This is a genomic window from Synechocystis salina LEGE 00031 (assembly GCF_015207985.1).
GTDB lineage: Bacteria > Cyanobacteriota > Cyanobacteriia > Cyanobacteriales > Microcystaceae > Synechocystis > Synechocystis salina.
Window position 1 is genome coordinate 1 of record NZ_JADEVV010000014.1, and the last position, 14,611, is coordinate 14,611.

Below are 14,611 nucleotides of genomic sequence, written 5' to 3' on the forward strand. Positions count from 1 at the left end.
CCCCCAATCCGAACTCGATAATATTCGTCGCTACGACGTTAAGGCGATCGCCAACTATTACCGTCGTCGTCCCTGGAAAGTACTTAGCCGTGCCCTGGAGGTGCTCTGGTCCTTTGGTTTTTTCCTCACCTGTTTGCTCTGGGATCAATGGACCCATCAGGTGGAATATTACAAACGGCAACGGGCGGAGGATTTACGGGAATTACTAACCAAATTGGGGCCGACTTTTATAAAAGTGGGTCAGGCCCTCTCCACCCGACCCGATCTGGTACGGCGAGACTTTTTAGAAGAATTAATCAAACTTCAGGATCAACTACCGCCCTTCGACAATGACCTTGCCTTTCGGCTCATGGAAGAGCAATTGGGCATGAAAGTAGACGAAGCATACCGGGAAATTTCCGCCCACCCTGTGGCCGCCGCTAGTTTAGGGCAAGTGTACCGTGCCATGCTTTTCAGTGGCGAAGAAGTAGCAGTGAAAGTACAGCGCCCCAATCTGCGCCCTCGGCTTAGCTTAGATCTATATCTGATGCGTTTGGGAGCGGAAAAATTTGGGCGATTTCTGCCCCTCAACCTCGGCCACGACTTAACTTTGATTGTGGATGAGTTTGGTATTAAGCTGTTTGAAGAAATTGATTATTTAAACGAGGGTCGCAACGCCGAAAAATTTGCCGAAAATTTCCATGGCGACGCCGATGTTAAAGTGCCGTGTATTTATTGGCAATACAGCAATCAAAAAGTCCTCACCCTCGAATGGATTCAAGGCTTTAAATTAACCGACATAGATAAAATTCGAGCGGCGGGCCTCGACCCCAGCAACATCATCAAAATTGGTGTTACTTCCGGGCTCCGGCAACTGCTGGAACATGGTTTTTTCCATGCCGATCCCCACCCCGGTAACCTATTTGCCACCTTAGACGGTCGCATGGCCTACATTGATTTTGGCATGATGGACCAGTTAGAACCGGGTACCAAGGAAACCATTGCCAGCTCCATTGTCCAGTTAATTAATAAGGATTACCTAGCCCTCACAGAAGACTTTATTGCCCTCGGTTTTCTTGCTCCCAACACCGACATTACCCCCATTATTCCTGCCCTAGAGAATGTTTTTGGTAGTGCCATTGGCCAGAGCGTCCAAGACTTTAACTTTAAAACCATCACCGACGATTTTTCCGAGTTGATGTATGACTATCCTTTCCGAGTACCGGCCAAATTTGCTCTGATTATTCGTTCCTTGGTGACCCAAGAAGGTTTAGCCCTGAGTTTAGACCCCAATTTCAAAATTGTCGAAGTGGCTTATCCCTACGTAGCCCGTCGCTTATTAACCGGGGAATCTCCCCAACTACGCCGCCAACTGATTGATGTGCTGTTTAAAAATGGCAAATTCCAATGGCAACGGTTGGAAAATATGCTCAGCATTGCCCGTTCTGATACCAAGTTTGACCTTTTGCCCACAGCCCAATTGGGTTTACAGTTCCTCTTTTCCGAGGAAGGTCTATATCTACGGCGGCAAATTCTCCTGGCTTTAACGGAGGATGATCGCCTGCATACGGATGAAGTGCAAAGAATTTGGGGTCTGGTGAAGGATGACTTTAAGCCCCAGGAACTAGTAAGCGTCGCTTGGAACGCAGTGCGGGAATTTTCCCTCGCCGGGGTGAGCACCATTCTGCCCCAACGGTAAACGTTTCTGTCCATTGCCCGGCAATTGCCGTTTAAGTAAAGATATTTTGACCTCACAACAGCTTGGGTTCCCCTTTGAGCTATCATAGTGCCTTCACTTTCATCTATCCTGGGGAAGAGTTGATATGTTTCTTAAGATCTTTCAAAAGAAGAACAAAGTCGATGTCAACTTAGAGCCTCCACCCCCCGCAGAAGAGAATGCAAAATCCACCCTTTCTGGTATACCAAGGGTGCCCATTGAAGAACAAAAACTTCTCCGTCGTCAGCGTAAACAGTTTGTCATTGATGAATTTGGTAAGTCTGTTATCAATCTTCGTCTACAAAAGGGCATCCTAACTCCTTTACACATTGTTGACCTACATAAAGTATTAGTTACCCGGGAGTACTATCAAAATCCCCAGCGTTTAATTGAACAAAGAGTAGAGGAGTGTTTGGAAATTCATCGCCAAAATTTGCGGCAAAAACTTTACCGGGAATCGTTTAATCTTCAACCGGGGCACTTGTTAGTTACCATTAAAGACATTCGTAAAAAATCAATTGTGTCTTTCAAGGATTATGCGGATGACCTCGACAAATTTTTACAGGTCTTTAATCCTACTATCCATCAATTATTACTAATTCGCTACTTCATTCCTCCCATTCCCGACGATATGCATCAGTTCGATCACATTGAACTGCCGACCCAGTTTGAGAAAATTTTGACTGATTTCATTAACTTTTGTGACCTTAATTATAGTTTGGATAATTTAACCTACGACAAATGGCAGGCTTTAGTTCGTGCCTTGGATGAAACCGGAGTTATTCTTAATATAGTGAATAAACAACAAGAGCATCCTTTTCGGGAAATGTTTACCTTTGACTACAGCGAAATTGGTTATCGTAAAGTTCTAGCTAAACTACTACTCAAGGAAAAAGTAGAGAAACGGACAATGGTAATTCCGCTATTTGTAATCATGTTGGCTTTCTTTTGCTCTGAACCCAATGCCAGGGTTAGTTTTCCCTATCATTTTCTCTTTACTGCTACAGGAGATGCCAAGAAGCGCTCCCTGGAAAAGGGTAAAATTTCCTTCTTTAAGCTGTTTAATCAGTTGTTAGATGAATCCCTAACCCAGGATCAGTTAAGCAAGTGTTTGGCAGTTATTCATAATGAAGCTTTCAAAATTCACCAAATGGAAATTGACGATTTACTGCTCAGTTATCGAGAAAAATATAGAGTAATGGGTGGAGTCTAGGCTAGTTGCATCGGCTCAATTAGATTTTAGAATCGAGTAATTAAGTTCGAGCTATTCTCGACTATTTAATTGGCCCTGAGTTTTCCTATCTACGTTACTGAATCGATTTCAATTCCCCCTTTGCCGTCCTTGCCATCCCCTTGGCGATCGCCGTTATTGTTGCTGTAGGGATTAGCGAATAACCTTTCGGGGTCGAGGGCATCGGGATGGGTGGAAAATTGGGGCAATACTTCTCGAATGAAAGCGGCAGAAGCCTTGGAACGGTAACGGTTGGGGTTAATGATCACCGAAAGAACCCGGCGAATTTCCACATTTTTAATCGGGGCGATATGGAGCACATTCATCTCCAATTCCTTTTCGATCGCCGTGGTGGAGACGAAGGCCGCTCCCAAACCGGACTGCACCGCATTTTTAATCGCTTCGATGGAATTGAGCTCCATTTCAACTTTAAGGCGCTTGGGGTCAATTTCTCCCTGGCTCAACACCTTATCAATCACTTTGCGGATAGTAGATTGGGAATCAAGACTAATAAATTTAAGCTTGTATAGATCTTCCTTTTGGATTGTCTCTGCCTGGGCCAAGGGATGGAACACTGGCAAAATCAGGGCCAATTCGTCCTCCGCGTAGGGCAATACTGTCAAAGTTTCCTGCAACTCCGCCGGTACCTCGCCGCCGATAATGGCCAAATCCACCTGACCGTTGGCCACGCCCCAGGCCGTCCTGCGGGTTGAATGGACTTGCAATTGCACCGTTACATCGGGATATTTCTGCCGGAACATACCGATCATCCGGGGCAGGAGGTAGGTACCTGTGGTTTGAGAAGCCCCCACAATTAGGGTTCCCCCCTGCAAATTCTGTAAATCCTCGATCGCCCGACAGGTTTCTTGGCAGAGGGTAATAATTTTTTCGCCGTAATTGAGCAGTAAATGCCCCGCCTCCGTCAATTGAGCCTTGCGCCCTCCCCGGTCAAATAAAGGCACGCTCAACTGCTTTTCCAGGTTTTGCACCTGCAAACTAACTGCCGGTTGGGAAACGTACAATGTGTCTGCCGCCCGTTTAAAACTGCCTTCCGAGGCGATCGCCTTGAGGATGCGAAGTTGATCCAACGTGAACGGGATATCCGACATAGATCCAGCCAAACGATGAACAAGACAGGGAGAAAGACAGGGACAGCCCTATTGCACTGACAGTACCACAATTAGAGCCTTTACAACGGTATAGCCCAGGGTCTAATTCCCCGATGGGAGCCTAGTTACCATCAAGACTAATCTCGCTCAAAAAAGTTAATTTACTCTGACCGACGCAAAAAAGAGGGCAGTTAATTTACTCCCTCCCTTTGCAAAATCCACAAAATGGTGGTTATTGGCTTATTTTTACTACTCCGCTGAACTCTAACCCCGTGCTAAAGCATTCAGCGTTGAATACCCTAGCTACAGTCAAACTAACTGAGGGAAGCATTACTACGGTCATAGGTCGTACGGAAACTGGATTGGGGTTTGCCCTGTACAGTGGTCCAAAAATCTTTTTCGGCTTCCACGCCAATCTCAGCGGCAGCCCGGGACAACATAGACTGTTGACGGTTTTTAATAAATTGGTGGTGGCGCATCATGAGAGCGCGGGCTTGTTGTTGAGTAGACATAGTGAATACCTCTTGGCGATTGCTGAAAAAAGTTTTGGTTAATTACCCTCTTTAATATTTATAACACACAATTCTGTAACATTTTATACAGAAACAAAAATTTACATCCCTTTTTTTCTGATTCTCAATTCTCCAGTTAGTCCTATGCGCTATCGCTTTTACACCCTTGACGTGTTCACCGACCAACTTTTTGGTGGCAATCCCCTGGCGGTTTTTCCCGACGCCCAGGGTTTGACCGATGGGCAAATGCAGAACATTGCCGCAGAAATCAATTATTCCGAAACCGTGTTTGTGTTGCCTCCAGAGACGGCAGTGGGGAATTTCCGCCTAAGAATTTTTACCCCCAAAACAGAATTAGATTTTGCGGGGCACCCCACCATTGGGGCCGCCTATCTGTTGGGTTTACTCCAGCCCCCCAGCCCTTTAGTCACCACTACTTGGCAGTTGGAAGAGCCAGTGGGCCTAGTGCCTGTCACTCTCCACTACGATCAAGGACAGTTGATACAAACGGAATTAACCGTGGCTCAACTTCCTCAAACCCAGGGGTCCGCCCCATCCGGCCAGGATTTGACCCTGCTTTTAGGGCTATCCATTGATCAACTACAGCAAGGGGAGTATGAAGCAAAAGCCTATTCCTGTGGGTTGCCCTTTTTATTTATTCCCTTAGTGGATGAGGAGGCGTTAAACGGAATTAGTTTTAACTTGGCGGTTTGGCAAGACCTATTGGCGGATCAATGGGCCCATTGCGTTTATTGTCTGGCCCCAGCGGATCCTGCCCTAGGTTTATTAGATAACAAGTTGATCCATGGGCGGATGTTTGCCCCTGGTTTGGGCATTGCCGAAGATCCTGCCACTGGCTCCGGGGTAGCGGCGTTAGGTGGTTACTTCGGAGATCGCCTGGAGGCTCCAGGGCAATATCACTGGCAGATTGAACAGGGCCAAGCCTTGGGAAGGCCCAGCCAATTACAATTAACTGTGGTGAAGGAAAATCAAGCGATTACGGCAGTGAAAGTGGCCGGGCGATCGGTTTTAGTATCAGAGGGTTTTATGAACCTGGGAAATTAGCAGGGAATTTAGACAGATGGAAACCCTGGAGGGAGAAATTTTTCTTTTTCCCTTACCCCAACCCCACTGAAAAAGGGATTTACCCATAGGTTGCTTGGACAACTGGGAAAAAACCGGGAGGATTGTGATAGGATGATTGGTCGGACGCGGACGTGGCGGAATTGGTAGACGCGCTAGATTTAGGTTCTAGTGTCTTTGGCGTGGGAGTTCGAGTCTCCCCGTCCGCATTAAAAAACGAAGTTAATGTTCCACCCTAGGGGTAAACATTAGGTAAACCTGTCCAGGGTGCGGTATTGGATTGCTTCCGCCAGATGGGATGCTTGGATATGATCCGATTGGCTTAGATCAGCAATGGTGCGGGATACCTTTAAAATTCGGTCCATGGCCCGGGCGGAGAGCCCCAGTTTTTTAATTGCTCCTTCCAGCAGTTGACGGCAGTTTTCATCCAACTGACAAAATTGACGTAATTGTCCCGCCTGCATTTCGGCATTACAACTAATTTTTGAGTCTTTGCTAAATCTGGCGATCGCCATGGCCCTGGCCTTAGCTACCCGTTGTCGTACTGGTTCTGAACTTTCTCCCTGGCCTTGGCTGGTCATTTCCTCTGGCTTAAGACGGTTAACTGCCACCTGTAAATCGATACGGTCCATCAGGGGGCCAGAAAGCTTGGACCAATACATTTCTCTCTGGCGGGGAGAACAGGAACAGGCTTGAATTGGATCGCCAAAATAACCACAGGGACAGGGATTGGTGCTGGCAATAAGGGTAAATTGGGCAGGAAACATGATGGTTTGCTTGGTGCGGGAAATGGTAACTTGCCCGTCCTCCAAGGGTTGACGCAAAAATTCCAACACATTGCGTTTAAATTCTGTCAATTCATCTAAAAACAGAACCCCTCGATGGGCCAAGGAGATTTCCCCCGGCCGGGGAAAGCTACCGCCTCCCACTAGGGAAGGGCCGGAAGCCGAATGGTGGGGACTGCGAAAAGGGCGCTGACGAATTAACTGCCCCCGTTCCTTCAGCAATCCTGCTACGGAATGGATTTGGGACACTTCCAGTGCTTCTTCAAAATGGAGCGGCGGCAGAATACCCGGTAAACGCCTAGCCAACATGGTTTTACCACTGCCCGGTGGCCCGACAAAAATCAAGTTATGGCCCCCCGCGGCGGCAATTTCTAATGCTCTCCGGCCATGGGATTGCCCTTTCACGTCTTTTAAATCCAGGCAAGGTAGGGGCATGCTCCACTGTTGCTTGGCATCCTGGGCATTAACTGGGGTGAATTTTTCCGGTGCTCCAAGAAATTCCACCACGTCTTTAATATGGTCGAAGCCGTAGACTTTTAAGCCCTGCACCACGGAGGCTTCCAAGGCATTACCGGACGGTACGACTATGCCCGCTAGGCCCATTTTTTGTGCTGTGGCCGCAATGGGAAGAACTCCGGCGATCGCCCTTAAACTGCCATCTAGGGACATTTCCCCTAAAAACAAATAATCACCCAACAGTTGGGCATCCACCTGTTCCGATGCTGCGAGGACGCCAATGCTAATGGGCAGATCGAAACTGGGGCCTTCCTTTCGTAAATCCGCCGGGGTGAGGTTAATGACAATGCGTCGTACTGGAAAAGCAAAGCCTGCATTTTTTAACGCCGCCTTGACCCGTTCCCTCGATTCCTGCACTGCCGTATCTGGTAGTCCCACCACGGCGATCGCCGGTAACCCAGCAGAAACGTCCACTTCCACTCCGACCTTGATGGCATCAATGCCCAACAGGGAAGCACTCCAAACCCTTGCTAACATAATCGATCCACAAACTCAGTTCACTTAGCCTGATTTTATCTATCAAGATAGCATGGGAAAATTTTCACTAAAGCTCCCCCACCCTGGAGGTCGACAATGGGTTCTAAGTCTAGCCAGCCAGGGAGATAACTACTCTGCTTAAAGGCAACCTAAATTACTTAGCGCCATAGAAAAAAGCAATTTCTTTATCCTTGAGGGGGGCAAAGCCAGCGTCAATCAATTTTTGGTCTAATTCTGCCTGGGCAATATGCTTGGCTCCAATGCGGACAATGCGGGAGCGCATGGTATTACTAACCCCACTGCGTTGCCGCCCTGCTTCCAAACCCATCACTTGATGATAGAGTTCCAGTTTGGCTGGGGGAATAGCACTGCCATCAAAATCAATGCCAGCGGCGATCGCCTGGTCAATGGCATCGGCTCCTTTGGTTGTATTAGCCATAATCAATATTACCCTCGAGTTATTTTGCTTTAATTATCCTAGCGAAAAAAGGTCACTAAAATCACCAATATCCGCCAGATAATTGCGACGATTAAATCAAATCAGTGCCATCAATAAATATTATTAATCTCCACCTGGCTAGATGATTAATAATCTAGTGACTGTGGTGATGGGAGCAATAAACCCATGCGGCCGGATGATTGAGATAATGCTCCTTTTTCCAAATCGGTAATCTCAATTTAATTTGGTCAATAACATACTGAGTGCCTTGAAAAGCGGCTTGGCGATGGCTAGCCACTGTCCCCACCCACACCGCGGTTTCCCCTATTTTTAAATGGCCACTCCGATGGATGGCGATCGCCTGGTGAAGATCATATTTTTCCTTAGCTTCAGTAATAATTTTAAAGCCCTCGTTAATGGCTAACTCCTGATAAACCTGGTATTCCAAAGAGTTAACTTGTTTGCCATCATTGTGATTTCTGACCCAACCGGCAAAAGTTACCAAGGCTCCAGCCTGGTCATACTCTAAAGCCGCAATTAAAGGTTGGGTATTAATCGGTTGGTCACTAATGTCAAATAAAGCTAAAGCCATGGAAATTAGCCCCCAGCAACGGGGGGGATAAAAACGATAGTGGACTGGTCTAAAATTATATTTTCCATGGTGGTAAATTCATCATTGACTGCAACTTTTACTTGAGTAGAAGACAAATTAAATCTATAACGCTCCGACAATAAATCATAAAGTTCTCGGTAGGTATTTAGATCGGTGATTAAATTTTCCTCCGCAACTTTGGCCTGTTCCTGGAGAGAAGCAAAATACCTTAACTTAATTGATTTGGACATAATCTTCTGGGCTATTAACGTTGGCAATGTCAAGTAAATTGTCAGGCTTGATCAATTGGTAATCCGCCATTTGTAAAATTTTAACTGGACAATGTAAACCAATATGTTTCGCTTTAGTAAATAACTTTAGGGCAAGGGGAGTGTAAATGCCACACAACGCTTCGGGAAAACCTTGATCAGCATTTTCGTAGCAAGTTGCCACCAAATCTTGGCGGGCATGGGCAATTAGCTTTTCCACCATTGTACTATTGATATAGACCAAATCACAGGCAATAATTAGCCAATTAACCTGGGGATAACTCTGCAACGCCGTTAAAATTCCCGACATCGGCCCCACACTTTCTCCTTCGTCAACTAAGGTAGGTAAATTTTCTAACGCAGTGCCTTGCCACTGGCCGGGGCGGGCGGAGAGGAAAACTTGTTCACAATATTTTGATAATAAATCGTAGATATATTGCCCATGGGGTTGCCCTTGATAATTAATTAACGCCTTGTCCTTACCCATGCGTTTGCTTTTTCCGCCGGTCAACACTAAACCGTAGAGAGGAGTTTGCTTAATATCGGCTTTGCCACCGGTCTTTTCTATTAATTGAGTGTTTTTGATAATAATTTCAGAGCTGATGGATTTACACATATCGTAAATGGCTAATGCCGCCACGGAGACTCCACAAAGGGCTTCCATTTCTACCCCAGTTTTGTAATTAGTGTTAACAGCACATTGCAAAATTATCTCCAAATAATCTTGTCCTTGATCAACAATCTTGACATCAAATTTACAGCCATGGATTGGTAAGGTATGGCAAAAGGGAATCAGATCCGCTGTTTTTTTCACTGCCATGGTGCCAGCAATAATCGCTGTTTGAATCACTGGCCCCTTCTTCAGAACAATTTCCTGCCCTGTTAAATAATCTTTGATGGCCTTAGGTAACTGCACTATGCACTGGGCCACTGCCCGGCGATCGCCAGCTACTTTTTGACTAATATCCACCATGCGGGGCTGTTGATTTTCGTCGAGATGGGTAAACATTTATCCTCCAATTTGATGCATGGCATGGCTAACTTCGGGGGGTCGCAAATAGGGCTTCATTCCCAGTAATTGCCAGTAAACTTGCTGACGTTCCAATGGCGAAAAGTTGCGAATGTTAACCCCTTCATTTTTAAGCAAACAGGCCCGCAGAGTCCCATCTACCGATAGCCGCCAACGGGAACAATGACCGCAAAATGGCTGGGATTCGGACGCAATAAAACCGATTACGCCCCCACAGCTAGTGCTATAGCGAAAAGCCGTAGCGTCCAAGGCCGATTGGATCGGTTTCAAATTATATTTTTGTTGAATTTTGGTCAGCAACTCTTGGGCAGAAATGAATGTTCTTTCCTGCTGTTGACAGGCATATCCAATGCGCATAATTTCCAAAAATCTAATCTCCATATCCCATTGTTTAGCATATTCAATCAAATCAAAAATTTCCTGATCATTAATCCCCCTCATTACCACCGTATTGAGTTTGATCTTAAATCCTTGATGATGGGCTAATTCGAGATTACGAAGGATTATTTTCAGATAATTGCCATGGGTGATTTCCCGAAAAGTTTTAACATTTAAACTATCGAGACTAACGTTTAAATCCAGAATATTATTTTCCCTAAGGGTATCCAAATGTCGATCTAGAACAATACCATTGGTGGTCAAACCAATTTTTTTAAGTTTTAATTGACCAATGGCTCGGGCAATTTCGGCGAAGTTACTTCTCAGCAAAGGTTCTCCCCCGGTTAGGCGGACTTCTTCCAAGCCAAATTCAATTAATTCTCCAACAATTTCCCCATATTCTTGACAAGATAAATAAGTCGATTGATTAAGAAATGTTGCGTCCACTGGCATACAATAATGGCAACGCAAATTACACTGATCCGTGAGGGAAACCCTCAATTTACGAATGCGGCGGCCATAACTATCAACTAAGGTCTGGGACATGGGCAATGCTAATTCTACCAGGCATAAAAAGGAAAACATTCTCCAGCCTGAAAATATGCTTGGTGCTGAGGTAGTTCCAAAAAGCCATCACTGTTAGCTAGGGCAATAAATTCCCCGGAGTTTTTGACGGGCAGCGGCTCAGCTGTAATCACCGCCTGGGGAGTATAACTTCGCTTAACAGGTAAAAAATAGGTCAAATCTTTTTTAAAAGTAAAATCCCTAGTTAACTGGGCGTAGATTGGAGGATTATCCAAAAAGTAGCGATGTAAACAAACAAGACTAGAAATAGGGTTTCCCGGCAGACCAATAATAACAGTTTTAGCCTGATGATCAACACCAAAATACATCGGCTTACCGGGCTTTTGGGCCACGCCATGGATATATTTAGTTACGCCTAGCTCAGACCAGACCTTTGGTAAATAGTCAAATTTACCTTTAGAAATGCCACCGGAATAAATCAAAATGTCATACTCCAGTTTAGCCCGTTGATAATGGCTAATAATTACCTCTTGATCATCAGCTAAGTGATTCAAGTTTAGATTCTGAAACCCTCGACTTTGTAGGGATACTTGGAGTCCATAAAGATTAGAACGACGTAGCTGATGAGATTCTGGTTTTTGAGTAACTTCCACCAATTCATCCCCGGTGGAAATAATTTGGATGCGGGGCGTTTGCTTAATTTTGACTTTAGTTTTTCCAAAGGAAGTAATGATGCTCCAAGCGGGGCCGTTTAACTTTGAAGCAGATTCTAAAATAACTGTTCCTGATCGGCAATCACTAGCTTTTGAGTGAATAAATTCCCCTGGATTTCTTGACCGGAGATCAACAATTTTCACCTGATGATCGGCGATCGCCACCTCTTCGTAGGGAATAACCAAATCACAATTCTGGGGTAGTAGGGCCCCCGTCATCACCTCTAAGCAACCGGCCTGGTCCGGTAAACTACATCGGCGATCGCCTGCCGCCACCGTCCCCAAAAGGTTGAACTGACGACGGCCCTGGTTATATTCTGACCAAGCCAAGGCAATGCCATCCATCATTACCCGATCGCCAGGGGGATAATCCCGGTCGGCCTCAATGGATTCCGCCAGAACTGCCCCATAGCTACCATCAAAATCAATGGTGGTATCACCAAAATCCGGCCAATGGGTTTGGATAATTTCAACAGCGGCGGCAACGGAAATCATTTCGGACGCTCCCCATTACCATTTCTTGTAGGGTAGGAATTTACCATTCATCGTCACTTTAACCCGATCTCCCTTGGGATCTGCTTCTTTTTCCACATCGAGGGTAAAGTCGATGGCACTCATGATACCATCCCCGAATTTTTCATGGATCACTTCCTTCATGGGCATGCCATAGACCTGCATAATCTCATAAAAGCGATAAATGAGGGGATCCGTGGGAACCACTGGTCCCAAACCCTTAACCGAAGGAGCAGTAAGTTCGGGCACAAGATCACCGCTCAAGCCGAGGCATTGAAGAAGTTTTTCCGCCTCATCAACGGAAGCACTGGCCTGTCGATAAATCACAGCGGCAATCCAGACTTCATCCCGTTCGAGCAATTGCTCCAAATCGGCGAAGGTGACTCCCTTGGCTTTTTTCGCTTCCAGAAGTTTTGTCGTAATGGCAGAAATTTCAGTACTCGACATGGAGTTCTCCCTATTAATTAAATAGTTTCAATTCAACGGAATTAATTTTCAGACTACAGATTGACCCGCCTATGCAAGGACCATGGGCACCCAGAAAAATCTACCGCCATGGGATTCTGACGGGAAAAGCCCAGAGAGTACTACTGCCGATAAATCTGGAGATGTTATCGATGGCAGAATTAACCAGAACTTGGGTGCTAAAATCAACGCCGCACTGCACCAAATTGTTCAATTAAAATCTGAGCCAGCAAAGGCTGGAGTTCATCACAGGGAATGCTCTTATGGACACAGGTTCCTAAATGGGCATCTTTACCCACTTTCCCCCCTAGGTAAACGTCTGCCCCGTCCACCGTTTTGCCATCTTTGCGCACCTTTGTGCCCATCAAGCCAATGTCCGCCACCTGGGGTTGGCCACAGGAGTTGGGACATCCAGTCCAATGGATCCGCACTGGACTTGGCACAGTAAGTTCCTTTTCCAACGCCTCCACCATGGCCAAGGCTCGATTTTTCGTTTCGATCAGAGCGAATTTACAAAATTGCGCCCCCGTACAGGACACCACCGATCTTTTTAGGTTGTCAGGATTAACCTTAAATTTATCCAGTAAAGGTTCCGCTAAAAGTGCTTCAAGTTTTTCGTCGGGGACATTGACCAAAATTAAATTTTGTTCCACCGTCAGCCGCACTTCCCCACTGCCGTAGCTTGCCGCCAAACGGGAGAATTCAAAAAAGTCATTGGCATAGAGACGGCCCACCGGCACATGGAGTCCCACATAATTTAACCCCGCCTGTTTCTGGGGGTGAACTCCCAAATGATCCCGCTTATCCCAGTCCAACTCATCCTTGGGAGCCGCTGTTAACAGGGGAAAGGACAACTTGGCGGCCACTTCCTCCCGAAATTTGGTGACTCCCCATTCATCAATTAGCCACATTAAGCGGGACTTTTGACGGTTAGCCCGCAAACCATGGTCACGATAGACTTCCAAAATAGCTCGGCACAGATCCACCACCTGTTGATCCGGTTGCACCCAAGCATCCAGGGGAATGGCCGCCTCACAACGACGGGAGGAGAAAAAGCCCCCTACCACCACGTTGAATCCTAAAATTCCTTCCCGATAGGCCGGCACAAAGGCCACATCGTTAATTTCTGCGTGGACAGAATTATCCCGACTTCCTTCAATGGCAATGTTAAATTTCCTGGGCAAGTTGGTAAATTCGGGATTACCCTGACCGCCATTGGTGATCATGTCCTGTACCCGTTGCACCAGGTCTCTGGTATCAATCAATTCATCCTTTTCCAACCCTGCCACCGGGGAGCCAGTAATGTTACGCACATTATCCATACCGGACTGGACAGAGGTCAGGCCACAGCTTTCCAGCTTGCTAAAAATATCGGGAATATCTTCAATTTTGATGCCCCGAATCTGCAAATTTTGCCTGGTGGTGATGTCCCCATTGCCCCGATCGCCGTAGCGGTCAATAATGTCGCCAATGACCTGCAACTGCTGACTGGTGAGCAAGCCGTGGGGAATGCGAAAACGGAGCATGAACTCCCCGGGGGTAACAGGGCGAAAAAAAATGCCCAACCACTTCAAGCGTAGATCCCTGTCCTCTTCGGGGATGTTTTCCCAACCAATCTGGGCAAAATGCTCCAACTCAGCCCGGACAGCCAAACCATCTTTGGTTGCCTTAACGGTCTCAAATTTATTAGCCACAACGCTTCAAGCCAGATAACAGTAGAAATCACTATAGGGTTCCCATTTCGTTAAATTTTGTAACGTAAATTACACTCAGCCTACCTATATGCGGTTTGTGCATTTAGACTATGCGTTAACTTTTGTTGGAATATCGGGCCGATAATTTGGTATTCCAGCCCATGGAATGGACGATAATTGGGGATGTCAATGTAGTATCGAAAGACTTACCCCAGGTTTTTGTTAGTGATTCATGGTTCAATTTCAACCCAGTGATAAAGGCGAACTGATTTGGTCGGTGGCGGATCTCCTGCGGGGAGACTATAAGCAGTCGGATTATGGCAAAGTTATTCTGCCGATGACGGTCCTACGGCGGTTGGATTGTGTGTTGCAACCCACCAAGGAAAAGGTATTGGGTCACTCTCTGCTCCAAACCTTGAAGAAACTGCCCAGGAGGAACAGGAAAATGAAAACACGCAGAAGATGGCATTAACGAAGCCGTAGAAAAATCTGCCGCCGCCCGTGGTCAGCAAAGTAATCTCTCATTTTTCGCCTTTACCGCCACCCCCAAACCCAAAACCCCAGCCATTTTTGGACAGCAAGAC

Annotated in this window: 15 protein-coding genes and 1 tRNA gene; 5 read left to right on the forward strand and 11 right to left on the reverse strand. The window is 46.3% G+C overall.

From position 1 onward, the window contains the following. Positions 1–1,678: ABC1 family serine/threonine-protein kinase SpkK (gene spkK / locus IQ217_RS06485; RefSeq protein ID WP_228025714.1), on the forward strand; the 1,678-nt coding region annotated here is incomplete at its 5' end. 124 nt (positions 1,679–1,802) lie between these two features. Continuing rightward, positions 1,803–2,909: a hypothetical protein gene (locus IQ217_RS06490; protein WP_194019328.1), complete on the forward strand. Its 1,107-nt coding sequence runs from the start codon at positions 1,803–1,805 to the stop codon at positions 2,907–2,909. A gap of 89 nt (positions 2,910–2,998) precedes the next feature. On the opposite strand, the gene IQ217_RS06495 is transcribed toward IQ217_RS06490, so the two are convergent. Together IQ217_RS06495 and gifA are read right to left on the reverse strand one after the other, a co-directional pair. Beyond that, positions 2,999–4,036 carry a LysR family transcriptional regulator gene (locus tag IQ217_RS06495; RefSeq protein ID WP_190598121.1) on the reverse strand — a complete coding sequence of 346 codons (1,038 nt, stop codon included), beginning with the start codon at positions 4,034–4,036 and terminating at the stop codon, positions 2,999–3,001. A 314-nt stretch (positions 4,037–4,350) separates the two neighbouring features. Continuing rightward, the gene (gene gifA / locus IQ217_RS06500; RefSeq protein WP_010871779.1) at positions 4,351–4,548 is read right to left on the reverse strand and encodes a glutamine synthetase inactivation factor IF7A; all 198 of its coding nucleotides are present in this window, start codon (positions 4,546–4,548) and stop codon (positions 4,351–4,353) included. A gap of 144 nt (positions 4,549–4,692) precedes the next feature. On the opposite strand from gifA, the gene IQ217_RS06505 reads away from it, so the two are divergent. Continuing rightward, positions 4,693–5,613, forward strand: coding sequence for a PhzF family phenazine biosynthesis isomerase (locus IQ217_RS06505; RefSeq protein WP_194019329.1), 921 nt, complete (start codon positions 4,693–4,695; stop codon positions 5,611–5,613). Between the two features lie 146 nt (positions 5,614–5,759). Continuing rightward, positions 5,760–5,840, forward strand: a tRNA-Leu gene (locus IQ217_RS06510). 39 nt (positions 5,841–5,879) lie between these two features. Here IQ217_RS06510 and IQ217_RS06515 read toward each other — a convergent pair. The 9 genes from IQ217_RS06515 to IQ217_RS06555 form a co-directional block, all read right to left on the reverse strand. Then, a complete protein-coding gene (locus IQ217_RS06515; RefSeq protein ID WP_194019330.1) occupies positions 5,880–7,409 on the reverse strand; it encodes a YifB family Mg chelatase-like AAA ATPase in 1,530 nt (509 codons plus the stop codon). A gap of 154 nt (positions 7,410–7,563) precedes the next feature. Then, positions 7,564–7,848, reverse strand: a complete 285-nt coding sequence (locus IQ217_RS06520) for a small RNA NsiR4-regulated ssr1528 family protein (protein ID WP_194019331.1) — start codon at positions 7,846–7,848, stop codon at positions 7,564–7,566. A gap of 154 nt (positions 7,849–8,002) precedes the next feature. Then, a complete protein-coding gene (locus IQ217_RS06525) occupies positions 8,003–8,440 on the reverse strand; it encodes a molybdenum cofactor biosynthesis protein MoaE (RefSeq protein WP_190598125.1) in 438 nt (145 codons plus the stop codon). 5 nt (positions 8,441–8,445) lie between these two features. Then, the gene (gene moaD / locus IQ217_RS06530) at positions 8,446–8,691 is read right to left on the reverse strand and encodes a molybdopterin converting factor subunit 1 (RefSeq protein WP_194019332.1); all 246 of its coding nucleotides are present in this window, start codon (positions 8,689–8,691) and stop codon (positions 8,446–8,448) included. Beyond that, positions 8,675–9,718, reverse strand: coding sequence for a cyclic pyranopterin monophosphate synthase MoaC (gene moaC, locus IQ217_RS06535; RefSeq protein WP_194019333.1), 1,044 nt, complete (start codon positions 9,716–9,718; stop codon positions 8,675–8,677). Before moaC ends, moaD begins: the two co-directional genes overlap by 17 nt. Then, the gene (gene moaA, locus IQ217_RS06540) at positions 9,719–10,702 is read right to left on the reverse strand and encodes a GTP 3',8-cyclase MoaA (protein ID WP_194019334.1); all 984 of its coding nucleotides are present in this window, start codon (positions 10,700–10,702) and stop codon (positions 9,719–9,721) included. Next, on the reverse strand, positions 10,678–11,850 hold the full coding sequence (locus tag IQ217_RS06545; protein WP_194019335.1) for a molybdopterin molybdotransferase MoeA: 1,173 nt from the start codon (positions 11,848–11,850) through the stop codon (positions 10,678–10,680). The genes moaA and IQ217_RS06545 overlap by 25 nt, the downstream gene beginning before the upstream one ends. Before the next feature lie 15 nt (positions 11,851–11,865). After that, positions 11,866–12,315 (reverse strand): cyanase, encoded by a 450-nt coding sequence (gene cynS / locus IQ217_RS06550; RefSeq protein WP_194019336.1) that lies wholly within the window; start codon positions 12,313–12,315, stop codon positions 11,866–11,868. Positions 12,316–12,518: 203 nt separating this feature from the next. Beyond that, positions 12,519–14,027 (reverse strand): ferredoxin--nitrite reductase, encoded by a 1,509-nt coding sequence (locus IQ217_RS06555; protein ID WP_194019337.1) that lies wholly within the window; start codon positions 14,025–14,027, stop codon positions 12,519–12,521. 232 nt (positions 14,028–14,259) lie between these two features. Here IQ217_RS06555 and IQ217_RS06560 point away from each other — a divergent pair, with 232 nt between their 5' ends. Continuing rightward, positions 14,260–14,499: a type I restriction-modification system subunit M N-terminal domain-containing protein gene (locus IQ217_RS06560; protein WP_228016714.1), complete on the forward strand. Its 240-nt coding sequence runs from the start codon at positions 14,260–14,262 to the stop codon at positions 14,497–14,499. Positions 14,500–14,611 lie beyond the last annotated feature (112 nt).

What these genes read in the sequence shown, in the direction of transcription:
- IQ217_RS06490 (WP_194019328.1), top strand. Translation starts at nt 1,803, where the DNA reads ATGTTTCTTAAGATCTTTCAAAAGAAGAACAAAGTCGATGTCAACTTA.
- IQ217_RS06495 (WP_190598121.1), bottom strand. Translation starts at nt 4,036, where the DNA reads ATGTCGGATATCCCGTTCACGTTGGATCAACTTCGCATCCTCAAGGCG.
- gifA (WP_010871779.1), bottom strand. Translation starts at nt 4,548, where the DNA reads ATGTCTACTCAACAACAAGCCCGCGCTCTCATGATGCGCCACCACCAA.
- IQ217_RS06505 (WP_194019329.1), top strand. Translation starts at nt 4,693, where the DNA reads ATGCGCTATCGCTTTTACACCCTTGACGTGTTCACCGACCAACTTTTT.
- IQ217_RS06515 (WP_194019330.1), bottom strand. Translation starts at nt 7,409, where the DNA reads ATGTTAGCAAGGGTTTGGAGTGCTTCCCTGTTGGGCATTGATGCCATC.
- IQ217_RS06520 (WP_194019331.1), bottom strand. Translation starts at nt 7,848, where the DNA reads ATGGCTAATACAACCAAAGGAGCCGATGCCATTGACCAGGCGATCGCC.
- IQ217_RS06525 (WP_190598125.1), bottom strand. Translation starts at nt 8,440, where the DNA reads ATGGCTTTAGCTTTATTTGACATTAGTGACCAACCGATTAATACCCAA.
- moaD (WP_194019332.1), bottom strand. Translation starts at nt 8,691, where the DNA reads ATGTCCAAATCAATTAAGTTAAGGTATTTTGCTTCTCTCCAGGAACAG.
- moaC (WP_194019333.1), bottom strand. Translation starts at nt 9,718, where the DNA reads ATGTTTACCCATCTCGACGAAAATCAACAGCCCCGCATGGTGGATATT.
- moaA (WP_194019334.1), bottom strand. Translation starts at nt 10,702, where the DNA reads ATGTTTTCCTTTTTATGCCTGGTAGAATTAGCATTGCCCATGTCCCAG.
- IQ217_RS06545 (WP_194019335.1), bottom strand. Translation starts at nt 11,850, where the DNA reads ATGATTTCCGTTGCCGCCGCTGTTGAAATTATCCAAACCCATTGGCCG.
- cynS (WP_194019336.1), bottom strand. Translation starts at nt 12,315, where the DNA reads ATGTCGAGTACTGAAATTTCTGCCATTACGACAAAACTTCTGGAAGCG.
- IQ217_RS06560 (WP_228016714.1), top strand. Translation starts at nt 14,260, where the DNA reads ATGGTTCAATTTCAACCCAGTGATAAAGGCGAACTGATTTGGTCGGTG.